14 protein-coding genes, 1 tRNA gene and 1 pseudogene are annotated in these 25,075 nt (G+C 66.2%); 8 read left to right on the top strand and 8 right to left on the bottom strand.

Translation table 11 applies throughout. The features are described from left to right. Positions 1 to 65 precede the first annotated feature (65 nt). From SALPAC2_RS0102770 to SALPAC2_RS0102745, 6 genes are all read right to left on the bottom strand, one after another. Positions 66 to 1,964, bottom strand: coding sequence for a hypothetical protein (locus SALPAC2_RS0102770; RefSeq protein ID WP_223874886.1), 1,899 nt, complete (start codon positions 1,962 to 1,964; stop codon positions 66 to 68). Positions 1,965 to 2,114: 150 nt separating this feature from the next. After that, positions 2,115 to 2,951: a hypothetical protein gene (locus tag SALPAC2_RS0102765; RefSeq protein ID WP_018215104.1), complete on the bottom strand. Its 837-nt coding sequence runs from the start codon at positions 2,949 to 2,951 to the stop codon at positions 2,115 to 2,117. Beyond that, positions 2,948 to 7,006 (bottom strand): AAA domain-containing protein, encoded by a 4,059-nt coding sequence (locus SALPAC2_RS0102760; protein ID WP_033662072.1) that lies wholly within the window; start codon positions 7,004 to 7,006, stop codon positions 2,948 to 2,950. The genes SALPAC2_RS0102765 and SALPAC2_RS0102760 overlap by 4 nt, the downstream gene beginning before the upstream one ends. A 122-nt stretch (positions 7,007 to 7,128) precedes the next feature. After that, the gene (locus SALPAC2_RS0102755; RefSeq protein ID WP_029128950.1) at positions 7,129 to 7,461 is read right to left on the bottom strand and encodes a hypothetical protein; all 333 of its coding nucleotides are present in this window, start codon (positions 7,459 to 7,461) and stop codon (positions 7,129 to 7,131) included. Between the two features lie 14 nt (positions 7,462 to 7,475). Then, positions 7,476 to 7,850: a hypothetical protein gene (locus SALPAC2_RS0102750; protein ID WP_018215102.1), complete on the bottom strand. Its 375-nt coding sequence runs from the start codon at positions 7,848 to 7,850 to the stop codon at positions 7,476 to 7,478. Next, on the bottom strand, positions 7,847 to 10,255 hold the full coding sequence (locus SALPAC2_RS0102745) for an ATP-binding protein (RefSeq protein ID WP_018215101.1): 2,409 nt from the start codon (positions 10,253 to 10,255) through the stop codon (positions 7,847 to 7,849). Before SALPAC2_RS0102745 ends, SALPAC2_RS0102750 begins: the two co-directional genes overlap by 4 nt. Positions 10,256 to 10,403: 148 nt before the next feature. Here SALPAC2_RS0102745 and SALPAC2_RS0102740 point away from each other — a divergent pair, with 148 nt between their 5' ends. From SALPAC2_RS0102740 to SALPAC2_RS0102710, 7 genes and pseudogenes are all read left to right on the top strand, one after another. Then, positions 10,404 to 12,440 (top strand): DNA methyltransferase family protein, encoded by a 2,037-nt coding sequence (locus SALPAC2_RS0102740; protein WP_018215100.1) that lies wholly within the window; start codon positions 10,404 to 10,406, stop codon positions 12,438 to 12,440. A 65-nt stretch (positions 12,441 to 12,505) separates the two neighbouring features. After that, positions 12,506 to 14,077, top strand: a complete 1,572-nt coding sequence (locus SALPAC2_RS0102735) for a class I SAM-dependent DNA methyltransferase (protein WP_223874169.1) — start codon at positions 12,506 to 12,508, stop codon at positions 14,075 to 14,077. Further along, positions 14,070 to 15,278 carry a restriction endonuclease subunit S gene (locus tag SALPAC2_RS27190; protein ID WP_162561284.1) on the top strand — a complete coding sequence of 403 codons (1,209 nt, stop codon included), beginning with the start codon at positions 14,070 to 14,072 and terminating at the stop codon, positions 15,276 to 15,278. Before SALPAC2_RS0102735 ends, SALPAC2_RS27190 begins: the two co-directional genes overlap by 8 nt. A 29-nt stretch (positions 15,279 to 15,307) precedes the next feature. After that, positions 15,308 to 18,523 (top strand): type I restriction endonuclease subunit R, encoded by a 3,216-nt coding sequence (locus SALPAC2_RS0102725; RefSeq protein WP_018215097.1) that lies wholly within the window; start codon positions 15,308 to 15,310, stop codon positions 18,521 to 18,523. A 63-nt stretch (positions 18,524 to 18,586) separates the two neighbouring features. Then, positions 18,587 to 18,726: pseudogene (locus SALPAC2_RS27740) on the top strand (transposase family protein); the annotation flags it as partial. Positions 18,727 to 19,205: 479 nt separating this feature from the next. Continuing rightward, the gene (locus SALPAC2_RS0102715; RefSeq protein ID WP_223874170.1) at positions 19,206 to 20,858 is read left to right on the top strand and encodes an N-6 DNA methylase; all 1,653 of its coding nucleotides are present in this window, start codon (positions 19,206 to 19,208) and stop codon (positions 20,856 to 20,858) included. Continuing rightward, the gene (locus tag SALPAC2_RS0102710; RefSeq protein ID WP_080636859.1) at positions 20,846 to 21,493 is read left to right on the top strand and encodes a restriction endonuclease subunit S; all 648 of its coding nucleotides are present in this window, start codon (positions 20,846 to 20,848) and stop codon (positions 21,491 to 21,493) included. The genes SALPAC2_RS0102715 and SALPAC2_RS0102710 overlap by 13 nt, the downstream gene beginning before the upstream one ends. Positions 21,494 to 21,666: 173 nt before the next feature. Here the strand turns inward: SALPAC2_RS0102710 and SALPAC2_RS0102705 are convergent, their stop codons facing one another. Continuing rightward, positions 21,667 to 22,929 (bottom strand): IS256 family transposase, encoded by a 1,263-nt coding sequence (locus SALPAC2_RS0102705; RefSeq protein WP_018215093.1) that lies wholly within the window; start codon positions 22,927 to 22,929, stop codon positions 21,667 to 21,669. A gap of 141 nt (positions 22,930 to 23,070) precedes the next feature. Continuing rightward, a tRNA-OTHER gene (locus tag SALPAC2_RS27185) sits at positions 23,071 to 23,198 on the bottom strand. A 420-nt stretch (positions 23,199 to 23,618) separates the two neighbouring features. Here SALPAC2_RS27185 and SALPAC2_RS0102695 point away from each other — a divergent pair. Then, complete coding sequence (locus SALPAC2_RS0102695; RefSeq protein ID WP_018215091.1) at positions 23,619 to 24,911, top strand: MFS transporter; 1,293 nt, start codon at positions 23,619 to 23,621, stop codon at positions 24,909 to 24,911. Positions 24,912 to 25,075: the final 164 nt, after the last annotated feature.

Here is a 25,075-nt window from a genome sequence, read left to right as displayed (position 1 = left end):
CGGCTGACTGAGCCGTAGATACCGCAGCCGCCGAGGCCGTGGCTCAGCGATTACCTTCGGGGCCGTCAGTTCGTCTGTCCGGTCGGTAGGTGCCGGCCGATGTAGCCGACATAGATCCGTCCGCTCTGCGCCGTGTCGTCGTAGTAGTGCATGCGGGGGCTGATCATGGCGAACTGAACGATCTTGAAGTGTGCACCCATGAAGATCCTGCCCGCTTGAACAACGGAGGCTGGCACGGGTAGCATCCGCTTTCTCCAGAACGCCGGGTTAGTTCGGACCTCCTCGCTCTCGTCACGGGCGTGTCGTCGCGTCGACCACTCGTGGCAGCCATCCGGAGTGTTCTCCAGGAAGCCATGCACGTCCCGACCCCAGCGCCCGTCTGCCTTCGCCGCTGCATAGTCCTGGAGCACCAGCAATGCGTCCCAGGTCTTCGAAGCCCAGGCGCCCAGGGGGTCGTTGCTGTCAAGTTCCTCAGCGCAGTCAGGATCGCCCGTGAACACGACGTGCTGGAGTCTAGGCAGCCAACGGAGCAACTCACCGAAGCTGTCCGGCCGGGAGACGTCCGCTTCGGATGGCTGTGCCGTCCAGGCCACCTCTGCTTGCCCCATGGAGGCGAGCCGGTGGCGCAGCGTCCGTTCAGTCTCCGCGGACCGGGCCAGACGTTCAACCGCGTCCCGGTTCTCGATCTGCTCATCATCCAGCTGCCATTTGACGTCGTGATACGCCTTCTGTGTCTCATCAAGTTCGGCCTGGAGCTGCGCGAATCGGGCTGCGATGTCTTTCTGCGCCTCCTGCGATGACCGACCGACCTCGATCAGACCCACGATCTCGTCGATCCCGTCGACGGTCAGGTCATCGACCCCCACCTTGATCTTCAGGTAGTCCAGCAACATGCCTTGCTGCGCGCTGACGTCGTCTTGCCGGCGGTCACTCTCTCGCGTCTCGACGGCCGCTGCCTGGGGCTGCGACGGAACGAGCGATGGCCGCTTCGAACTGACGTCGCCGAGCCGGTGCACCAACATGTCGTCGGCGATACGTTCCAGCATCCGGTGTACCCGCGCCACCGATGCGGGTAGCGGTTGTTCGAGAGCCTGCAGTTGGGCGTTGGAGGCGAGGACCCGCGCGAGCCGGGGCTGTTCGTTGTCGTCGGCGATCCGTTCGGCGCTCAAGACCCGGTGCCGTAGCCCGTCGACGACGGAGTCCGGTTGCACTTGGGAGCGATAGGTCCGGAGCCGGCCGGGCAGTACGGCGTGGGCCTGGCCGAGCCGGTCGTTGAGCAACTGTGTGGCCTCCCCGTCCAGCACGTAGCACGAGGCCATGCCGATGGTGAACCGCGTCAGTTTGGCGACTCGGTCAGTCCATGGGACTGAAGGCAGCGAGTCGTCGTTGCCTGCGACGAAGACGACACCTCGTCGGTCGGTGTCGATGAGGGCTCGGTGGACCTCATCGACTTCGTCGCCCCGGATGACGATTGGTCGCGTCGTCAGACGTGCGGCACCGTCCCAGGCATCGATGATTTCGAGCACGGGCGCGAGAAAGCGAGGGGTGCCTGCGAGGCGGGGTCGGCTGCGTGGGTCCTCGCTGTCGGGGTCGGGGGATTCGATGTCGATCCAGGCCCACGCCCCCCGCTCTCTCGCGTTGGGCGAGTGTACGGTCAGTTGGATGATCCACTGCCCGTCCGGCTTTGTTTCGACGATCCGTACGCGCGTTGACGTCGATCCATCCTGCCCCTCGTGCTGCAGTAGGAGGGCCCTGACGTTGTCGCCGATGGTCGCCCACCGATTCTCCTGAAGCGCAGACGGATCCCAGCACTTGGGGCCCGCGATCCAACGGTCGAGTTGTTCCCGTACCAATGGCTGCAGATGGTTCCGTTCGCGGTGGGTCGTGAACACACACCTGAAACCGAGCATTGCGCCGTCCTGAGGGTTACAGGCGAGAGGGCTGCGCCGAACGCGTCGCCGCACTCGCTCGGTGCGGCCCCGCTGACCTCTGTCTGCTACTCCAGCACCTGGTCCTGGTTCGGAAGCTGGAGTAGCAGCGGCGGTGTCGAGGTCGCCATCTGGACAAGGAGAGGTCAATCCGCTTGCTTGCTGGTCACCGAGACGAGCTGTTGATCATGGTGCGGATTCCAGATCATTGAGAAGCGCGTGTACAGGCGCCCAGCACATCCGCACCGTGTCCAGGTCGGGCACGAGCCCGTAGTCGATCTGGTGACGGGGGTGGACGAAGTTGCGGTAGTCCCGGACCTTCTCCATGAAGTCCTTGGCGTCGGTCTGGACCCACTTCTTCCGATGCGCGTACTCAAGGAGCAGGTGAAGGCCCGCTCGTTCGGCCCGAACCCGTCGGCCGTTACGGTCCACCAGGCCGTTCCTTCGCACGGTCTCGTCGCGGTCAGTCACCACGACGTGCAGCAGGCCTTCGACGAAGCTACCGATGCCGATGATCGCCAGCGCGTAGGCTCCGTTGTTCTGGCAGATCGACGCTTCGTCGGCGCGCGCCATGAGGATGTCGATCGCCTTGCTGTTGGGGGATAGTCGTCGCACCCGCTCGTGGAGATCTGGTGGCGGCCCGTAGAGGGGAACGTCGCTGGTCTGGCTGAGCTGACCGAGTACGGGGCGCCCCCCGACGTAGGTGATGGTGAGCTGCTCGGGAGCCAGGATGCGGTTCAGTTCTTGTGTGATCGGTTCGGCGGCCTCGACGCCGCCGTCGTACTCCAACGGATCACCGATGCGACAGAGCAGCCGGTCGAGGGCGGCGGCATCGTCGGCATGAAAATTGAGTACTTCTGTCAGCCAGGGGATCCGCGGAGAGCCGTCGTACTGTGGTTCGCCAGGCCACCGGACTCGGTGCAGGAACCGCTCGATCTGCGTGCCGGTCCGTTGATAGGGACCATCGACGTCGCAGATCAGGCGGGCGACGCGTTCCAGGGTCAGCGGGTCGAGGGCAATCATCGGGATACCTCCCGGTCGGCGCGCTGCTGCGCGATGTCGAGTGCTTCGGTCAGGCGCTGGAGGATGATTGCGCCCCGTTTGCGGAAGCCGAGTTCGCTCATGGCCTCTTGGAGGCGCTCATCCCGATCACGCTGGAGTTGGTCGCTCACCAGCCAGGTACAGATCTGTACCAACTGTTCCCGCGTGTAGTCGGTGATCCGCAGGCCGATCGGCACATCGGGCCGGGGGCCACGGCGGGTCGCTGGCGGCGTCGGTTGCTGAGCGGGCCGGCGTGCCGACGGTACGGGGTGGCTCCTCGCGGCGTGGTTGGCGCGGTCGACCGCCTGCTTCCAGCGGGCCACGAGCCGGGCTGTCTGGCCCGCCGGATCCACGTACCAGTCGGTCGACCAGATGCGGTGGAACTCCCACCCGAGACGCTCAAGGTGCTGCTGGCGTAGTCGGTCTCGGTCCCGGGCGCTGTGTGCCTGGTGGTACGAGTGTCCGTCGGTCTCCACAGCGAGGACCATTCGGCCGAGCTGGTCTGGGTGGGCGAGGGCTAGGTCGATGCGGTAGCCGGAGACGCCCCACTGCGGCACGGCGTTGATGCCCTGCTGCTGGAGAGCCTTCAGAACGCTGCGCTCGAGGCCGTTGAGCTCGACCCCGGTGTGCTGTCGCGCGCCCAGGTCGCCGCCGAGGTCGACGAACTCGAGGTAGCGGCGGAGCAGTTCGGGGCCGCGGTGCCGTGTTGCTGTGGTCTGGTTCGGGTCCATGTCGTGGTGGGAAAAGGCGCTCACCACGGTCATCCGACTCCGCGCTCGGGTGACCGCGACGTTGAGGCGCCGTTCACCGCCCTCCTGGTTGAGCGGTCCGAAGCGCAGCGGAAGTCGACCGTCCCTGGTCTTGGCGTAGCCAATACTCAGGATGATGGCGTCTCGCTCGTCGCCCTGGACGTTCTCCAGGCTCTTGATGAAGAACCGCTGGCTCGCGGCCCGGTCCTGGGAGAAGAAGTCGTCGAGGTGCTCAGTTTCTCGGCGTCTACTACGCAAGGTCGCCTCGATCCGCAGGGCGTGCTTCTGCCCCATCGTGATGACGCCGAGGCTTTCGTTCGGTCGCTGCTCGGCGTGCTCGACAATCAGCTCGACCGTCCGGTTGACCTCCTCCGTTGACGAACCGCTCTGCCCAGGGACGACACGGCCGTCCACCGTCGCCAAGCGCAGCGGGCTGTCGACCTGCACGCCGGGGAACGTAACGAGGGACCGGTTGTAGATCTCGACGTTCGAGAACGCGATCAGGCGCTCGTCTCGGCTGCGGTAGTGCCAGGTCAGGCGGTACCGGTCTGAGATGAGGCCACCGAGGACGTCAAGAACGGACTCGTAGTCCTCAAGGCTCTCGTCGCCGAGATCATCGTCTTCGCCAGCCGGGCTCTGCTGAACGAGGCGTCGGAAGAACGGCGTGGGTGGGAGTTGCTTCGGGTCGCCGGCCACGACGAGTTGGGTGCCACGCATAATCGAGGCGACCGCGTCGTGCGGCTCGATCTGGCTCGCCTCGTCGAAGATCACCACGTCGAACGACCGCTCGGGCGGCAGGATGCGGCTGACCACCAGCGGCGACATGGCCCAGCACGGGAACGCCGCGACGAGCACCTCCCGTGCGCTACTGAGCAGCTTCCGCAGAGATAGGTGCCGGCTCTTCTTGGCCGCCTCCCGCCGGACGAGGCTGTTCTGGTCAGGATAGGCGTCTCGGATCTTCCGCAGGTTCACTGCCACGTTGCGGCGCACGTGCCGGGCGGCCATCTCGATGTGACGGCTGTCCGCAGCGTGGAAGCCCTGGACCACCGCGGCATGCTGCTGCCCGACGAATTGACCGAGGTACGGGACCCGCATGCGCATCTCGTCGAGGACCACCTGCAACCAGGCGCGCAACAGGGTGTCGGCTGCCTCGTCGCTTGAGACCTGCCGGGTGGCCAGGTCATCGAGCATGTGGCTTAGCCCCAATGAGCGGAACAGCTGCTGCTGTTTGTTCAGGTCAGGCATCAGGAACAACGTCTCGCGTTCGGCGTTCAACTCGGCGAGCGTGTTGGCCGCGGTGGTGGTGGGCCCACGCTCAAGACCGTCGATCCGGGCACATGCCGCCACCGCGGCGAGGTGGTTACGCACCTGTGTGAAGGACGACATGCACAGGTCGGCGCCCGCCAGAGCAGTTGGTGCGCTGTCCTGACGGCTGAGCTTCCGCCACCGCTCCCGCTGGCCCGCCGCGGCGACCAGGCCCTGATACATCTCGGATCGGCTCTTGGGAGGGGCCGGACAGGTTCGCCGCAGCTCGCGGCGCAGTTGGAATCGGCGGAAGATCCCGAGCGGCTCGGAGCGGCGCGGCCGGGATCTCCCTGGTGCTGTCGCGTAGACGAAGTCGTCCAGATCCGGGCCGAAGACCTGCTCACCGTAGCTGGCAATGGTGCGGTCGACCTCGCTGAGCAGGTCGAACAGGTCCCTCCACGCAGCGAGGTCGTCCGGAACGTCCAGCCCCGCGCGGTCGACCAAGTCACGGATCTGGCGCTGTGCGCCCTGTAGGGCGCCGGCCGCGAGTTCATCGAGATGCACCAGCACCTTGCCGACATCTTCTGGGGTGCGGATATCCGCCTTTGCCCACGGCGACTCCCCGCGCCAGATCCTCAGGCCGCCTCGATCCACGAAGGTCCGAAGGTCCTCCCGCGCGGCCTCAAGCCTTGACCGGTCAAGGTTCCGCAGCTCGGACGCGCGCAGGTTGAAGCCGCTGACATCGAGAGTCGGAAGTGCGAGGAGTTGCTCGATGACCTGAAACGCGCTCACCCCCCAGGGCTGCCGTACTTCGTGCAGCTCGGCCGGGTGCCGTTTCGCCGCGGCCCGGCGGCTACGCAGGCGGCGGTGCAGTTCGTCGGTGTCAACGGGTGGTTCAGCGCCAGCTTGAGTGAGGACATTGGCGATGCGATGGGCTACCTGCCGCTTGCTGATCTTGCGGTCGTGCAGGTCGAACACCAGGTTGTCGAGCCCGACGTCGCCAAGGCGGTTCATCACCGCTTCGATGGCAGCCCGCTTCTCCGAGACGAACAGCACGCTGCGACCCATCGCGGCCATGTACGCGATGATGTTCGCGATCGTCTGGCTCTTACCCGTGCCGGGCGGACCCTCGATGACCACATGCCGGCCGGACAGCACCGCGTCGATCGCCGACTGCTGGGAGGAGTCCGCATCGTGCACCAGGAACTCATTGGCCGGATCAATCTGATCGGCACTGGAACTGGACCCTTGCGCTTGCTCAGTGCGCAGCTGTTGCCGAGCGTCGTGGTCGCCCGCCATTGCACCGATCACCGGGTGTGATGCGAGCAGCTCGGCCGAGTTGCGCAGGTCCTCGACCATGGGAAGCTTGTCGAAGCTGAAGACGCCGGCGATCACTGCGGGCTCGAGCCGGAGAGACAGACCACTGGGAGCTACCGCCTCGACGATCAGCTCGTAGGCGGCGCTTAGCTGCTGGTCCGGGTCAGCGATCTCGGACAGCATCGCGCTCAACTTCTCGCGGAGGACGCTGATATCCGCCTCCACGCCGTACTGCCGCTCCAACGCGTACAGGAGGACGGGGTTGATCTCGGGGGACTCGGAAAGCTCAAGCGTGAAGTCGTTCTCGGTCGCCGTCCTGCTGTCCAGCGCAAGCTGCTGGAGGATCAGCGGCGCCCGCAGCGGTTGCATCGGCACGGATCCGCGGGTGTACGGACCGACCATGCAGAGCAGGCCGCGGGTCACCCAACCGGCCTGGATGCCCTGCTCCTCCTCCAGCTCGACCAGCTTCCGGCGGAGACTGCGGGCAGTGTTGCAGGCGGTGTTGTGCCGGTCCTGGTCCGGGAACAGCGTCCGTAGGCGAACCTTCTGTCCCCGGAGCAGGTCGGCGACCACTTCAGCAGCCGCCTCGGCAAGATCGAGAGTGGTAGTCTGTCGCTCCTTGAAGTAGAGCAGCGTGTTGCGCGGGCCGAAGTCGATCAGTTGGTCTGCCCACCGGCCGGCGGCCTGTTGAACGAGGTGGAGCACATCCGGTCGGGTCAACAGCATCTCGTCTCCAAGTCAGTCGACGTACACCAGTCCTGATCCGCCGGGCCATCGGCCCGAGGCAAAGCCCTCCAGGATAGGACGGATGACATGTCGGTCTATGCGTCAGATTTCCGACACCGACGTCATCGGAAGTCCCCGCTCAGCGACCTAGCCTCGGTAGACCGGCTCCGCCGACTGCTCGGGTCAGGCTGTCGACGCCAGCCGAAGCGGGCGAAGAACTCTACCCAGGTATGGTTCGACCGGCCGCAGCCGAAGATCGCTCCGTTGACCTTGCGTCCGCACCGGCCGCCGTTCTGGGTGGTCACGCCGCACGTCGTCGGCGCCTTCACGGCGAGCAGCCAGGCCGGAATGGCGATCGCGATCGACGCCGACCAGGCGAGGCTGATGAGGTCGAGCGTGATGAGGTAGTAGACGACGCCGACGATGGCCAGCGCTTCAACGCCGAGGATCAGCATGGCCTGATCTCGCTTCAGCATGTTGGTGCCTCCGAGTGGTCAAGGAGCGCGACTAAATCGAGGAGTTCGGCGCGGAGCCGGGTCAGCTCGGCTGCGGTGATGCCGAGTTCGTAGTGGTGGTGGTGACCGGCGCGGGACAGCGCCCACCACAGGTAGCTGGCCCGGCGCCCAAGGTCGGGGCCGGCGTAGTGGGCGAGCAGCAGCAGCTTCGGCCGCTGCACCCGGGTCCGTCCGATTTCGGGGCAGACGCGAGCCCAGTACCGGTCCATCGCTGCTTCCAGTTCGTGGCGAAGCAGCCACGCGCACGCACGGGGCCAGGCTCCACGGGCACCCCGGATGACGCTGCTGAGCATCCGGTCGGCGGTGGCGAGGTACAGGGACGTGGTCATCGCAACCGCCCCACGAGCGCAGCGGTATTGCTGACCATCGTCCGGACGGGCATGGTCCGGTGACCGTGGACGGCATCCGCCACCGCCTTGACCGTCCGGGTGGCCTGCGTACCGTAGTCACGGTCGAGACGGGCAAAGAGCGCCGGTCGGGGTACGAGGCGGCCGAAGAGCCCGAGGCTGAGCCGGTCCTTGACGGTGTGCGCCCGGCTGAGCCCTTCCTGAATCTGCTGGTAGGGCGTGCCGCGCCGATGCTCGGCGGCCCGGTAGCGATCCATGCTCACCGACTCGATAGCCGACCGGCAGAATCCGGCGACCATCAGGCACTTCGCCTCGTCCGGGATTTGCGCGGCGACCAGGGCACGGGCATCGTCGAGGTAGCGGTCCGCCGGGTCGCAGACCTTCCGGACCTCGACGATCGAACCCTCGCGACGAGTGACCTCCCGGACGTCGGCTTCGATGTCAAGGCGACGGATCGCCTCCGGCAGCCGGTCGTCGTGGGTGAACACGATGACCTGCCGGGTCAGGGCGATCTCCCGCAGCACCTCGGCCAGGCCGTCGATCTTGGTAGGGTCCATGCTCTGCACCGGATCGTCGATGATCACGAACCGGTACGGGCTGGTCTCGGCGCAGGCCCGGGGCAGGAAGACCGCCAGGCCGAGGGCGTGCAGCTCACCCTGGCTCATCACGGAAAGCGCGGTGGTCTCGACGCCATCGGCGGCCACGGGGAACAGGACCCGACGGGTGTTGTTCGCTCCTTCCATCCGCAGCTGGCGCAGCTCGACGTTGCTCTCCTGCCGCAGCTTCTGCCAGATCCTGTCCGACTGTGCGGCGAAGCTGCCCAGTCGGTCGGCCCGGATCGCCCTCCCGACGGTGTCGAGAGCTTTACGGGCCTTGGTGAGCAGAGCCAGGGCCGGCGCCTCGGCGCGGACCACAGCTGCGGCGTCGGCCCACCGACGAATCGCGGCACCGGGCTCCCGCCAGGCGTCGTGACGCCGGGCGAGCCAGTCGGCCGCCGCCTTCACGAACGTGGCGTGCGCCGCGACAACACTGTCCCAGGCGGTCCGATCGGGACCGAGCCCAGCGAGAGCTTCGCGCATCGCCGTGCTTTCCCCGGGGATGTGGGATGCCAGCGCATCGGCAGCGGGTTCCAGCAGCCGGCGAGCGTCAGCGAGCAGCCCGTCAACCGCCTGCTCGGCGTGTGCGTAGTCCTGCTGGGCCTTACGCGCCGCCGCGGCGAGGGCGGTCAACCTGGCGATTTCCTCCTCGGCCTGCATACGCCAGTCCTGGTCCAGGGTTCCGACGCGACACAACGGGCAAGGACCGTTCCCGCGATCGTGGTGCACGGCGAGTGCCGCCCGCAGCAACTGGGCGCTCCGATCGGCGGCGCCGCTGTCGGTCACGGTCACCTCACGCATCGCTGCCGCCGCTTGGGCGAGGACAACCAGCGCCTCACCCAGGTCGGGCAGGTCCTGCTCGATGAGCCGCCGGGCGGCTGCCGTTGCCAGCTCCTCCGAAGCGGCGGGGGCGCCGCAGGCGAGGTCCACCAACAGGGACAGGTTCGCGTAGATCGAACGGGTGCCGAGAGCATCCAGGGCATCGCGGGCGCGCTGGTCGTCAAACTGGGTGAGCTGTTCGCGCAGCTCGGTGAAGGCCACCTTGAGCGCCTTGGCTCGGTCGTCGTAGGCCTTGCGCCGCTGCTGCAGCCGGGCGTCGGTGTCGCGTAGCGGGCCCAGGCCGAGAAGCGGCGCGATCGCGTCGTACAGTTCGGTCGGCTTCGCGGTGATGACCCGTTCGAGATCGCGGGCAGACAGGAACGGCCGGTACCTGGAGGCCTGACCGATCCAGTGTGGCACCTGACCGGGCGGCATCGCGGCGCCACCCACGGCCGTGGTGACCGTCGCGGAGGTCAGCTCGGTGGTCCCGGCCGGCCAGGTGTGGTGGGTCATCACCTGCTGGCCGGAGTCAAGCCGAAGGCTGAGGCGGATCTCCGATGCGCCGTCGTGGTGCAGGTTCCGCCAGCCCTCGCGGAAGGCCGGCGGACGCTGCGCCCAGCGCAGGGAGTCCTCGGTCAGCGCGTACTCGGTCGCCTCGGCGAAGCTGGACTTCCCGGAGCCGTTGCGGCCCAAGAATACGGTCAGCCCGGTCTTGGGCAGCCGCCCGACCGTGACCTGCGGGCCGATCCCACGGAAGCCGGCGACCCGGATCTCTTCTAGGAACGCCTGCGGCGTCGCGTCCGCTGTCTCACCCAACTCGGGCGATGGCGGAAGCGCCTCACCTCGCAGAACGTCATCGAGCACCTGCTCGCCGCGGAAGGCGGCAAGAACCAGCTCGCTGGCCGTGCGAGGTACCTGGGACCGCTGCAGGCGGTCACGGAGTTCCTGATAGAGCGTGACCGTGTCGTTCATCAGACCCCCTGATGTCGTTAACGCATCGAGGGAACCGCAGATTCGTTGCTTACAATGCACTACACCCTGTTATCCCGGGATAACAGATCAATGCTCGTCATCGAGCGCCAGGGCTCGTACCGTGACCGCCAGAGCGAGGAGGTGAGCCATGGAGACGGAGTTGATGTCGCAGCGCGAGATCGCGCTGCTCGCGCGAGTCACGAAGCCTGCGGTTACAACCTGGCGCCGGCGGTACCCCGACTTCCCCACACCGGTGCCGGGCAACCACGGCCAGCCGCTCTTTCCCGCCGACGCGGTCGTGGCTTGGCTACGCCGGACCGGGCTCGGCAACGCCGACTCGGATACCCTGCGCGCCGAGCGGTCCATGCACACACTGGCGGCGTACGCCCGGCGGCATGGTGGCCAACGCACGGTCCTCGTCCTCGGCGCCGCGCTCTGCCTCCGCCACCTCACTGGCAAGGCACTGCCAGCCGATCCGCTACCGCTGGCCCGCCGCATCGATCCCGAAGACGATTTCCTGCTACACGAGCTGACCGGCGCCCCTGAAGCGACGGGGCTCGCCCAGCTGATCGAGCAACTGATCGAGGGAGCCTTCGACCCCTGGCACAGCTGTCAGTTCCTACTCAACTCCGCCAACCGCCTCGGCTGGCCCGAACTGACAGCGGATGCACTCACTCCGGAGACGGTGGCTCTCATCCGCCAAGTGGCCGACGTGCCGACCCGGCTGCAGACCCACCGTGCCCTCGCCATCACCGACGGCAATGCGGGCGTCGGCGACTTGCTGACAGCGCTGGTGACCGATCAGGACCGCGACAAGCTGCGAGTCAACGCATCTGTCGCCGACGAGGAACTCGCTCGCATGGTGCGCCGGCAGCTACTCCTCGCCGAGTTGCCCGAGTTCCAGTTCGACGTGCGCGCCGATGAGCTGAACGAGGAGTTCGCCGAACCGGACCTCGTCGTCACCCGGCTCCCGTACCAGCCGGCGGAGAGTCGAGACGCCCTCGCCGACCTCAACCAGGTCGAAGCGATCACCGATCTACTCGGTCCCGGCCGCACGGCCATCATCGTCGGCCCCGCCAGCAGCCTCGTCGACCAACTACGAGACGGGCCAGCGGCGCTGCGCCGCTCCGCGCTGCTGAGCAGCGGCATCGTCGAGGCAATTGTGCAGCTGCCGGGTGGCGTCTACCCGGCCAGGCCAGGCCATCGCGCCGCTCTGTGGCTGCTGACCCGGGACCCGCCCCCCACCAACAAGGGCCGCGTACTCCTCGCCGACCTCAGCGGTCACGTGCTTGACCATACCACTATCGAGTCCGCCGCCGAGGACATCCTCCTCTGGCGCGCGGAGGGGCACCGCAGCGACGGCCACGACCCGCGCACCGGCAGAATCGTCACTCTGGAGAGCCTCGACCTGCGCCGGGCTGCCGCGCTCCGGCCGCCCGGTCCAGCGTCAGTCACCCTGCGTGCCCGCTTGGCCGCCGACCGCCCCGCGCTCGTCGGCGAGGTCGAGCGCCGTCTCACTGACGCTGAGCAAGAGGTTGTCCGGTACGCGAAGGAGCACGGTTTCCTGAACACCGGAGCGGTACAGCGCGATGGAATCAGGCCGAAGGGGCTTTCCTTCGAGGCGCTGCGAACGGCTCGCCGGGTCCGCCACCTTGCCGGGCACCGCCTGAGCCCCGATCATGTCGGACCGCGGGGCCACCACCAGGTCATCGGCGCGGCAGAGGTTCTCGCGCAGTCGTCCAAGCGCTGGATGGACCGGCTCACCCTCGCCGCGCAGTACCCGCAGGTCGCCTTCACCGAACCTGGTGACCTCGTGGTCACCAGCGTTCCTCGCTTCGGGGTTTTCCTCGACGACGACGGCTTCTCGGTGATCGAGTACCCCGCCAGCGGCCTGCGCATCTCCCCTGGCGACTCCCTCACCCCCCGAGTGCTGGCGGCACTCCTGGGCACCGCCCGCAACATGGCACGCAGCCCTGGTGCAGTGCGGGGCCCGCGGCTACGGGACGTCACGATCCCCGACCTGGCCCGTGACGAGGCAGCCCGCCTGGACGACGTGCTACGCCATCTGGAAGAACGCGAGCATCTACTGCAACGGCAGGCCGACCTTTTGGCGAAGTTGCGCGAACTCATCGTGACCGGCTTCGCCGACGGCACCCTCACGACTTTGTACGGTACGAACTCCTGAACGAGAGAACGGAACACACAGTGCCCCCACGTAAACGCGCCAACGGACAGGCTGAGCTGTTCGGCGTGTCCAGCACCAAGCAGATCCAGGACATCCTGTGGAAGGCCGCCGACAAGCTGCGCGGCTCTATGGACGCCGCCCAGTACAAGGAGTTCGTCCTCGGCCTGGTCTTCCTCAAATACGTCTCGGACGCGTTCGCCGAACGCCGCGCTGAGATCAAGGGCAGCCTCTCCGACATCCCGGAAAATCGCCACGCTCAGTTTCTCGACGATCGCGACGAGTACACCAGCGCCAACGTCTTCTGGGTACCGGAGACCGCCCGCTGGGACTACCTGGTGAACAACGCTCCTAGTGGCGTCGGCGCACTGCTAGATGACGCCATGGACGTGATCATGCGAGAGAACCCCGCGCTGACCGGCGTCCTTCCGAAGATCTTCAACCGAGACAACGTCGACCAGAAGCGGTTGAAGGAACTCCTCGACCTGATCAGCGATGCCCGCTTCACCGGTCACGACGGTCGGGAAGCGAAGGACGTCCTCGGTGAGACGTACGAGTACTTCCTGGAGAAGTTCGCCCGCGCCGAGGGCAAGCGGGCTGGCGAGTTTTATACACCGCCCAGCGTGGTGCGAGTCCTCGTCGATGTGCTGGAACCCTATGAAGGCCGGGTCTACGACCCGTGCTGCGGATCCGGGGGCATGTTCGTGCAGTCGAAAAAGTTCGTGGAAAAGCACGCCGGGCTAGACCACACCCACGACATCGCCATCTACGGTCAGGAGGCGAACGAGCGCACCTGGCGGCTGGCGAAGATGAACCTCGCCATCCACGGCATGGACCCCGTCGGCATCGCCGACCGCTGGGCGGACACATTCGTCGACGACAAGCACCCGGACATGCGGGCCGACTTCATCATGGCCAACCCGCCGTTCAACATGAGCGACTGGGCCCGCCGGGAGACCGACCCGCGCTGGCGCTACGGCGTTCCCCCACAGAGCAACGCCAACTACGCCTGGCTTCAGCACATGCTCTCGAAGCTCGGCGACCGAGGCAGCGCCGGCGTCGTCCTCGCTAACAGCTCAATGTTTTCCAAGCAATCCGGCGAAGGCGAGATCCGCCGCGCCATGGTTGAGGCGGACCTGGTGGCATGCCTGGTCGCCCTCCCGCCGAACCTGTTCCGCACCACGGCAATCCCCGCCTGCCTGTGGTTCCTGACGAAGGACAAGACTCCGCAGGGCGCACGGGCGCTGACCGATCGGCGCGGCGAAACCCTTTTCATCGACGCCCGCACCCTCGGCACGATGGTCGACCGCACCGAGCGCATCCTCACTGACGAGGAAATCGCCAAGATCGCCGACACCTATCACGCCTGGCGCGGAACTAAGTCCGCCAAATCCCAAGGCCAGGCGTACGAGAACGTGCCCGGCTTCTGCTACTCCGCGAAGGTCGACGAGGTAGCCGCCCACGGCCATGTCCTTACCCCTGGCCGGTACGTGGGCGCCGCCGAAGCCGAAGAAGATCCGGACGCCGAGCCGCTAGCCGACCGCATCGAACGCCTAACCCAGGAGCTGTACGCCCAGCTCGATGAATCGGCCCGCCTCGACACTGCTGTTCGTCATCAGCTGGGGAGGGTCGATGTCTAACTGGCCCTTCGTCGAGTATCGAACTCTTTCATCACCGGAACGATCCGCCTTCTCAATGGGTCCTTTTGGCTCCAAAATCACGAAGGAGAACTATGTCGACTCAGGAGTGCCGGTAATACGAGGCGTAAATCTTGCTCGCGGCATCTTCGTGGACGAGGATTTCGTTTTCGTCGGAACCAAAAAGGCAGATGAGCTCATCTCAGCCAATGTGGCACCGGGCGATCTGATCTTCACCCATCGTGGCACCATTGGCCAAGTATCCATGGTGCCACGAAAGCCGCGGTTTGACCGCTATGTCATCGGATCAAGCCAGGTAAAAACGCGGCTGGATGAGTCGATCGCGGTCCCTGAATTCTACCACTACTGGTTCATGTCGCCCGAAGGGCAGCGCTCCATCCTCGCGAATGCCTCGACAGTAGGTGTGCCCGGAATCGCAACCCCTTTGAGTTCCATCAAGGGTTTGCGCGTGCCGTTCCCACCACGCTCGACACAACGAGCCGTAGCGAGCGTATTGGGGACACTGGATGAAAAGATTTTGCTCAACGATCGCATCGCGACCACGGCTGAACGACTTCTACGATCTAGTTACGAAACCCTGGCCGACAGGCAGGAACAGATCGCAATCAGCGACATCGGCATCCTTGTCAAGAACAGCACGCAGCCAAGCACGCTAGTCGACGACGAGCCTTACATCGGGCTCGAACACATGCCGCGCAGGTCGATGTGGCTCCATCGCTGGGGCGCGTCAGCCGGAGTGATCAGCCAGAAAAGCCGATTCGCCGCAGGTGACATTCTCTTCGGCAAGCTGCGCCCGTATTTTCACAAGGTGGGCGTGGCCCAGGTTGGTGGGGTGTGTTCTACCGACATTCTGGTCATCCGGCCGTCGAATTCCAACTACCTACCCTGGCTGCTTATGGCTTTGTCAAGCGACGAGGTAATTGCCCATGCCACAGCAAGAAGCGACGGCACCAGGATGCCCCGAGCCCGCTGGAGCGATCTTGCCGGCTTCCGAGTGCCATGGGCTAGACCGTCAGTCATTCAGCGCTACACCGACTTGGCGCAACCCATGATCAAGAGAGTGCAATGCGGCTTCGCTGAGTCGCATCGGCTATCCCACTTGCGCGACACGCTTTTGCCCGAGCTGATGTCGGGACGGTTGCGAGTCAAGGACGCCGAAAAGGTTGTCGAAGAAACCGTTTAGGCAGGAAAAGGTTGCGGGGAGGGATTGGGATGGGATTGAACGGGCGGATGAACGAGGCGGGCTGGGAGGCGCTGGCGCTCGAGCAGCTCGGCGAGATTGGCTGGGAACCAGCCGCCGGAAAGGACTTCGCGCCCGGCTCGGGGCAGCGGCGGGACTGGGCCGATCTCGTGCTCTTCGAGGATCTGCAAGCCGCGATCGAGCGCCTCAACCCCAACCTGCCGCCGACAGCGGTCGCCGACGCTGTGCGGACCGCTACCGACGTTGCCTCCCGAGAGGCGTTCGCCGAGAACCGGGAGGCGCACAAGCGGCTGGTCCACGGGATCCGCTCGGTCGTCTACACCGACGCGTACGGTGCCGAGCACAACCCCACCGTGCGCCTGGCCGACCTGCACGACCCCGGCCGCAACGTCTATCGGGCGGTCAACCAGGTCACGCTCGTCGACGGCGACTTCCGCCGCCGGCTCGACATTGTGCTCTACCTCAACGGCTTGCCGGTCGCCATCGTCGAGCTCAAGAACGCTGCCGACGAAAACGCGACCCTCACCGGAGCGCATGCTCAGCTCCAGACATACCTCGCGGAGTTCCCGCTCGCCTTCCGGCACGCCGTGCTGTGCCTGATCTCCGACGGGATCACCGCGAAGTACGGCACTCCGTTCACCCCGTACGAGCACTTCGCGCCGTGGAACATCGACGACGAGGGCAAGCCCGTCGATGCCACTGTGCCCGACTACGACGGCCCGGAGGCGCTGATCGTCGCCCTGTACGGTCTGTTCAACCAACGGCGCTTTCTCCAGCTCACCGACGGGTTCGTCAACTTCACGTCGAAGAGCAAGCGGATCGCCAAGGCGCACCAGTACTTCGCAGTCATCCGGGCCGTCGAGTGCATCGTGCGGGCGTCGAAGCGCGACGGAAAGGCGGGCTTCGTCTGGCACACTCAGGGCTCCGGCAAGTCCGAGGAAATGGTGTGCACGGCGGCGCTTGCCGCGCGCGACCCCGCTCTGAAGAACCCGACCATCGTTGTACTCACGGACCGTACCGACCTTGACGATCAGCTCTACGACACGTTCCAGGACAGCCAGGGTCTGCTCGGCCAAAAACCCATCCAGGTCGACTCCCGCGCCGAGCTGCGAGACGAACTCTCGAACAGGAACTCCGGCGGCATCATCTTCACGACATTGCAGAAGTTCGGGCGTACAAGAGAAGAGCGGGAGGCCGGGAGGCCGCATCCGCTGCTTTCCGGCCGGCGCAACATCCTGGTGATCGTTGACGAGGCGCACCGTAGCCACTACGACAGCCTGGACGGTTACGCTCGGCACCTGCGTGACGCGCTGCCGCACGCCACGTTTATTGCCTTCACTGGCACCCCGATCGCCACCACCGAAGTGAACACCCGCGCCGTCTTCGGTGAGAGAATCGACTTGTACGACCTCAAGCGTGCCGTTGACGACGAGGCGACCGTACGGGTCTACCACGAGCCCCGAATCATCCCGGTATCGCTGCCGCCGGACATCGATCCGGACAGCATCGACGAACAGGTGGAAACGCTTACCGCCAGCCTGGACGATGCGGAGCGGCGTAAGGCCGAGGCGTACGCGGCCACTATGAACACCATCTACGGCGCCCCCGACCGGGTCGAGACCCTCGCAAAGGACGTGGTCGAACACTGGGAAAAGCGACGCGAGCTCGTGCGGCCACAGCTCGGCGGGCCGGGCAAGGCGATGCTCGTCTGTGCGACCCGGGAGATCTGCGTCCGCGTCTTCGACGCGATCAAGGAGCTACGGCCCGATTGGGCGGACCCGGCCCTCGACAAGGGAAAGATGAAGATCGTCTTCCATGGGGTGCCCAGCGATAAGGAGTTGCTGCGCCCGCATCACCTGCGGCCGTCGCAGCAGAAGACCGTCCAGGCTCGCGCCAAGGACCCGAACGACGAGCTGGAGCTGCTCATCGTGCACTCGATGCTGCTCACCGGCTACGACGCGCCGCCGATCCACACCATGTACATGGACCGGCCGATGAAGGGCGCCAACCTCATGCAGGCGCTAGCCCGGATTAACCGTCGATTCCGGGAGAAGCAGGACGGGCTGCTGGTTGGTTACGCTCCGCTGACCGAGAACCTGCGCAAGGCGCTCACCGAGTACACCCCCAGTGACCAGGAGGACCAGACCCTCGGCAGGGAGATCGACCGGGCGATCAGTGAGGTGCACAACGAGATCTCCGTCATCGAGGCCATGTTGGCCCCGATAAAGTGGCGGGGGATCCTCGACGACGACAAGAACCCGACCCGCTGGCTGCGGGCGGTGCGGAAGGCTGCGAACTTTCTGCGTGACCCGCGGACCCCCGGTAACGTCGTCGAGCCCGGCACCAAGCCGCTGCACCAGCGCTTCCGCGACTCGGCAGGCCGCCTGGAACGGTTCTACACACTCTGCGCCACCAGCCGCGACTTCGCCGAACGCGCCGGTGACATCCAGCGTCTACGCCGCGACATCCACTACTTCCGCGATGTTCGGGTCTGGATCGTCAAGGAGGAGGCCGCCGACCGTGAGGCCAAGGGACTGCCCAACACAGCCAAGGTGGAACGCTACCTGTCCCAGCTCGCCGCCGAGGTGGTTGACGCCGCCGACATCACCGATATCTACGAGGAGGCCGGCCTCGGCAAGCTCGACATCACCGAGCTCAACGGGGTCGCCTTGCAGCGTCTGCAAAACTCGGATACCCCGCACCTCGCCGCCTCGGCACTACGCCGGCTGATCGAGCGGAAGATGCGCGAGGTGACCAAGCACAACGTGGTACGGCAGGAGCGCTTCTCCACCCAGCTCGAAGACCTGATGAACCGCTACATGCGTCAGCAGCTGACCAGCGCGCAGCTAATCGTCGAGCTCGTTGAGCTGGCGAAGGAGGTGTCTACGGACGCCCGGCGCGGCCAGCAGTTCGACCCTCCGCTCAACCACGCTGAACTGGCCTTCTATGACGCCGTCGCGCAAAACGGCGCGGCCACGGAGCTCATGGGGGTCGGCACCCTGGCGGAGATCGCCCGGCAGTTGGTCACGTCGATCCAGTCGTCGATCACGGTGGACTGGTTCTCCCGAGAACCGGTACGCGCCAAACTGCGCAGCCATATCCGCCGCCTCCTGGCCCGCTACGACTATCCACCGGACCAGGAACGCGCCGCCGTCGACCTGGTCATTCGCCAGATGGAGACCTTCGCCAACGAGTGGGCTCCGGGAGGGCAAGCCGCCCAGCGGTGACAGGCTGCGGCCAGCTACCTGCTGGTGGGTGCGATGGCTTAAGCATGTCCTCGCCGCACCAGAGAGGACGTGGCCGACGAGGGTGAGCGGATCGTGGTGCGGCCCGCACGTCGCGGGACGCTACGGTCTGCCCGAGGTGCGGGGCCTCGTCCGGACGGGTGCGCGGCTATCACTGGCGGACAGTGGCCGACGTTCCGGTCGACGCTGGTGTTCCTTCAGTGGATCCCATATCTGCACGCCCTCGACCTTCGACTGCCAGGGCCTGATCCGCAAGGATCGACACCCTTGCGGATGTTTGAGCTGGCCTCTCTTGCCCACGATGGGATGCCGCCGCCTTTTGCCGCTAAGCCCGGACAGCGGCGAAACAGTTACCCGCGTATCGTAGATACGCGCTTCGTCGGTCGGGTTGCTGCCCCTAGCTTCGAGTGCGACAACGAAATCTCATAGGAGGAGGCAGCATGGCGGCGAGGCTGGCGCAGCTGGTCGGTGATCTCCCAGGGTCGTACATCATGGGTGCGATTCTGTTACCGGTGCTGTTCCTTGGCTGGGTCATCATGAGCGAGCGGCGGACCCGTCACCTCACGCAGCTGATCCGCGCGGTGCGGGGATCAGTCCGCCCGGGAGGTAGCTCCCATGGCAGCGACCGAGCGGGGCGCTGACGATGTCCACGGTGGAGCAGCCGATGACGAAGGAGGAGGTGGCTCACGCCGCAGCCGTCACCACCCAGGCGGTGAGCAACTGGGCACGTAGGCACCCCAAGAACTTTCCTCAGGTCGTTCGGCGCGGATCCCAGGTTGGCTACCTGACGTCGGCGGTGGCGGCGTGGCTCGATGGCCGCCGGATCCCGCGTCCAGCGTTGCTGCCCGGCGAGCGTCAGGGAACGACCTACGGGGAACGGTTCCGCTCCGCGGTCGGGTATCCAGTACCACCAGCTACCGTTGATCCAATGCCTGAACCGGCGGCGGAGTTACTCGACAAGCGGTTGTGGTCGCCCCTGGAGCGGCTGCTACGCAAGAGCGAGGTACCGGCGGTCTTCGAGGCCATCGTCCTGTCCCTGCTGTGCCTGCGAGATGCCTCTCCTGACGACTGGGCGACGATCTCGAGATCCTCCATTGACACGATTCATGGGGTTGTCACGCAGGCATGGCGGTGGCAGCCGGCGCCCCTTTCGAATGCCACAACAGTCCTTCGAGACGCTCCAGCAACCGTCTACGGACGGCATCAGCTCCTCAACATCGTTCGCATCCTCGCCGGCGTCCGGACACCCGGCGACAAGGTGTTCGAGTACCTGCTCGACCAGTTCGCCAGGTTCCGCCACAGCAGCCCAGACGAATACCTGGTTCCGGCTGGGCTGGCGAGTCTGATGGTGCGGATGGTCGATCCCGCACCCGGCAGCCGCGTACACGACCCATGCTGTGGCCCGGGGAACCTGCTGGTGGCGGCGGGGAGGCACATGACGCGGACGGCCGGATCAGGTTCACCAGTGGCACTGACCGGACGGGCTGCGACGGCCAGGACCTGGAGCCTCGCCACGATGAACGCGGCAATCCATGGCATGTTGGTCGACCTCGGAGATGAGCCGCCATCGGATCCGGGGGAGATCGACGCCGAGCCGGGCCAATATGACGTCGTGCTGCTCAACCCGCCGTTTGGCCTGAGGAACTGGAGTCTCCCCACTTCGCGCTCGGCACGCCCGTGGCCGTACGGCGAGCCGTCCCCGCACAACGTCACCATGGCCTGGTTGCAGGCGGCGGTCGAGGCGCTCGCGCCCGGCGGCCGGGCTGCCGTGATCATGCCTTACAACGCCACGTTCGCGCTCACCGTCCGGGAGCGGGAGATCAGAGGGGCGATGGTCGAGCGTGGAGCCGTTCGCTGTGTTGTCGGGCTGCCCAGTCACCTGTTCCGCGAGACCACGGTCCCGGTAACAGTGTGGATCTTGGCTCATCCTGGCGACACTGCAGGCGAGGAGGTTCTCTTCGTCGATGCACGGGGAGCGACTCGCAAGATCAGCCCTACCCACCGAGTGTTGACAAAGCTTGGCTGCCAAGCAGTCCTCGACGCGTATCAAGAATGGATGAACAAGACGGCCGCCCTCCCGATCGCGACGGAAGACTTCGCCGCCACCACAGCGACGGTGACGGAGATCCGGGAGCACAGCTACGACCTTCAGCCCAGCACCTATCTGAATCAGCGTCGGCAAGCCGTGACCGATCGGCGGACCTCGCCCACGCTTCCCGCATTGCGAAGCAACCTGGGCCGGCTGGACGACGAGGCCAGAACAGCCGACCTGGCTCTCGACCGCTGCCTCGAAAGGTTGGTGTCGTGGACACGCTGATTGGCCCCGTCCCGGATGACTGGCAAACGCGGCAGCTTGGCGAGTGCTGCGACGTGCAACCAGGCCCATCCGGCACCACGTTGAGTTCCTCCGCGTACGTAATCGGAGGTGTCCCCGTCGTGAAGGCCGGCGACATCGGCCCCGAGGGGATTCTCTCCAGCGTCAGCGTGGACGAGGCGACCGCCAAACGCCTTCGGCCACGGTACGAGCTTTGTTCCGGCGACATCGTGTTCGTGCGCATCGGTAGAACAACCCGGCACGCGACGGTGTCCGAGCGACAAGAGCGCTGGATACTCGGCGGCTCCTGCATCCGCATCCGCGCAAAGCAAGACATCTGCGCGGAGTACATCGCGTGCTACCTCACCCACCCGGCGGTGCAGGAGTGGCTGGCCGAACACACTCAGCGTGGAGTGCTGCCGACGCTCAACGGCCGGAAGATCCGGGCAATGCCCCTCGTGCTGCCGCCCGAAGCCGTGCAGCTGAGCATTACCGAGGTCGCCAGGGCCATCGACACAAAGATCCGCGCGCATAAGGACGTCATCCAGGCCACCCAAGCGCTACGTGGACTACTTATTCCGCAGCTGCTCGCCGGCAATCCCGTGCTGACGGAGGCAAGCGTCAGTCGTGACGCGTAGGGCTTCGGTGACACCCACCCGGCGGTACCTTGAAGTAGGCGTCCACCTCAGCCACACCGGTGCACCCCGTTTCAGCCCTGGACGGGCACGGACGCAGTTCCTTAACCGTCGGCCGTCGCGCCGTCGGGAGTGTGGCGTTTTCCGTGTTTGGCCGTTGGGTGTGATCGAGGTTGTTAGATGGTGATCCGGTCGCCGTAGGCGAGGATCAGGGCGTTGAGGGCCTTGGCCCAACCGTAGACCCGGCCGGTGATACTGCCGCCGCCCTTACGTTTCTGCTGGACGACGAGATAGAGCACCTTCATCGCGGCCTGCTCGGTCGGGAAGTGCCCCCGCCGGCGGGCGGCCTGCCGGAACCGGGCGTTCAGGCTCTCGATGATGTTGGTGGTGTAGAGGACCTTGCGGACCTCGTGGTCGTAGTCCAAGAACGGCACGAACTGCGGCCAGGAGGTGCGCCAGAGCCGGATCACGGCCGGGTAGCGGTCGCCGAACTCGACGGCGAACGCCTCGAACCGGGCCTCAGCGGCCGCGACGGTCGGGGCGGTGTAGATCTCCCGCAACGCCGGGGTGATCTTCTGCCAGTCCTTTCGATTCGTGTACCGCAGTGACGCCCGTACGAGGTGCACGACGCATTGCTGGTGCACCGCCTGCGGCCAGACCTGCTCAATGGCGTCGGTCATGCCCTTGAGGCCGTCGGAGCAGACCATGAACACGTCGGCGACACCCCGGTTACGTAGCTCGGTGAGGTAGCCGGCCCACTGCTTGGCGCCCTCACCGCCGGTGCCGGCCCACATACCCAGAACGTCGCGTTCCCCGTCGAGGCTGATTCCGACCACGACGTAGACGGGCCGGTTCGCGACCTGCCCCTGGCGAATCTTCATCACGAGGGCGTCGATGAACACCACCGGATAGACCCGGTCCAGGGGCCGTTGCCGCCACGCTTCCATCTCCTCCAGCACGCTGTCGGTGACCCGGCTGATCAACTCCCGGGACACGTCGGCGTCATACACATCCGCCAGATGCGCGGAGATCTCCCCGGTCGTCAGGCCTTTGGCATACAGCGACAGGATCGCCTCGTTGAACCCGTCCAACCTGCGGACGTGCTTCGGGACGATCCGCGGGGCGAACGACCCCGCCCGGTCCCGAGGGACCTGGATCCGTACCGGCCCGACCTCGGTCCGCACCGTCTTCGCCCCATGCCCGTTACGCACGTTGGCCCGCCGGCCCGACGCCTCGTCGACGCCGACCTCGTCGAGGTGGGCATCCAGTTCGGCGTCGAGCGCTGATTCAAGGACGGTGCGGGTGATCCCCGCGAGGAGCCCACCCGGACCGACCAACGACACTCCATCGGCCTTGGCCCGCTCAACCAGCTGCTGCGCGAACTCCACCTCCGCCGCCGACGGCTGCGGAAGCTGAACAACGCTCTTCTTGTCTGCCATGACGTGGTCCTTCCTGGACAGGATCAACGTCCTGTCCAACGGACCACACCCAGGTCAAACACGGAAATCTACGCAGTCCCCCGCCCGAAACGGACGAGGGCACTTCGAAAGAACCACCGGTTCGCACAATGGTGCGGTCGGTGGGTCGCCGGGGACTCGAACCCCGAACCCTTCGATCCAGCAAGGAGAAGGAAGCGCCTCCATGACCGCACAGGCGGAGAGTGGACGCGCTACTCAGTCGAATGCTCTGCCAGTTGAGCTAGCGACCCCAGATGTCGATGATCACACCGGCCACACGGACTTGGCCACCGGGTTTCGACACCACTTTGGATGCTGCGGAGCAGTCGCCACGACGCGCTCGGTGGTGTCCCGCGAACGGGTGGTGGAACAGCTGCTGCTGCGGACCCGCGCCATGATGCGGGACCTACGGGCGAAAAAACGGATTGCACCCGGCTGGCTCCGCCGGCCAGAGTGAACGGCTGGAGAAGTTGTGCGACGCCAGGGTCGCGGACATCGAGGCGTGCACCGGGCCGTTACTGCACGCAGCCGCCACGGCGGCGTCGCGGCACTGCGGCATTCTCCCGCAATGGGCTGACCGGCGGCGGGTGTCGGCCAGGGTTCCGCCACCGGCCGGGGGCGGCGACGAGCAGCGCGTGCCCGGGCACGCGACGACGAACGGAGCATCGGCAGTGACGGGCGGCATCGGTAAGTCCCTGCACGCGTACCGGGAGCTGTTGGCGATCCGCGGAGCGCCCCGGTTTGTCGTCGCCGCCATGATCGGTCGCTTCCCCATCTCGATGCGCGCACTGGCTGCCATGCTCATGGTGCTGGCCACCACCGACTCGTACGCCATCGCCGGTGCCATCAGCTCGGTGGTGACCCTGTCCAACGCGGTGGCGGTGCCGGCGCTGGGGCGCCTAGCGGACCGGCGCGGCCAGCAGTGGTTGATCCTCACCTCGTTGGTCGCCCACGCCGGCAGCATCATCGTCCTGGTGGTACTGACCCGGTCCGGTGCGCCGTTGTGGACGCTGTTCGTGACCGCCGCGGTGTTCGGTGGCTCGGGTCTGCCGATCGGCTCGCTGGTGCGGGCCCGGTGGGCGGCGCTGGTCGGTGGCACCCCGCGGCAGGCGACGGCGTACGCCCTCGAGGCGTCGATCGACGACATCATCTACCTGACCGGGCCGGTCATCGTCACGCTGCTCGCCGGCTACCTCGCCCCGAGCGCCGGCATGCTGGTCATTCTCGGCATGGTGCTGGTCGGCTGGGTCGCACTGGCATTTCAGCGCTCCACGCAGCCGCCGCTGGCAGCGGCCAGCGACGGTCCAAAGAGGGGGGCGATCACCGAGCCGGGCCTGCGGGCGCTGCTGCTGGTCTGTCTGACGCTCGGCTGCTGGCTGGGCGCCAGCAACGTGTCCCTGGTCGCCTTCGCCGACGAACAGGGCAACCGCAGCCTCGGCGGGATCCTGATCGGCCTGACGATTCTCGGTGGGATGGTCGCCGGTCTGCTCTACGGCGGCATTACCTGGAAGGCGCCGCTGGTCCGGCGGCTGACTGGCACCGCGACCCTGCTGGGCGTCGGTACCGTGCCGCTGGTCTTCGCCGGGTCGTTCTGGTGGATGGTGCCGTTCGCGGTGATCGCGGGTCTGGCGATCACGCCTACCCTGATCGGCATCTACTCGGTGCTGTCCAACGTGGTGCCCAGGTCGGCGATCACCGAGGGTTTCGCCTGGATCGCGTCGTCGATCGCCGTCGGTAGTTCCACCGGGGTGGTCGTCTCGGGCTGGCTGGTGGAGCGGTTCGACAGCCGCAGCGCGTTGATCTTCATGGCCACCGCCGGTCTGGTCTGCCCGCTGGTGGTCGCTGTCAACAAGAAGCTGCTCGGCCGCGCTCCGCAGGGCGAATCCGTACCGGCGGCCGGGGCCGATCGGGTCGCGCCGGTGGCGACCGGAGCGGGCTCGCCGAGCGCGAACCAGGTGGACTGAGCGGCGGCGACACGTTCTCGACGGGCACACGTCGTTCCCGCCGTCGGTTGGCCGTGACGACCATCGGGTTGTGGTGGAAACGCAGCGGGACGGCGTGCTGCTCGGCCATCTCGGTGGCGAACAGCCGGAGCAGTAGGGGCATCCCGGTAGCTGCCGGGAGTGGC

This window comes from Salinispora vitiensis, from assembly GCF_000378825.1.
Classification (GTDB): Bacteria; Actinomycetota; Actinomycetes; order Mycobacteriales; family Micromonosporaceae; genus Micromonospora; species Micromonospora vitiensis.
This window is presented reverse-complemented; position numbering and strand designations above follow the sequence as displayed.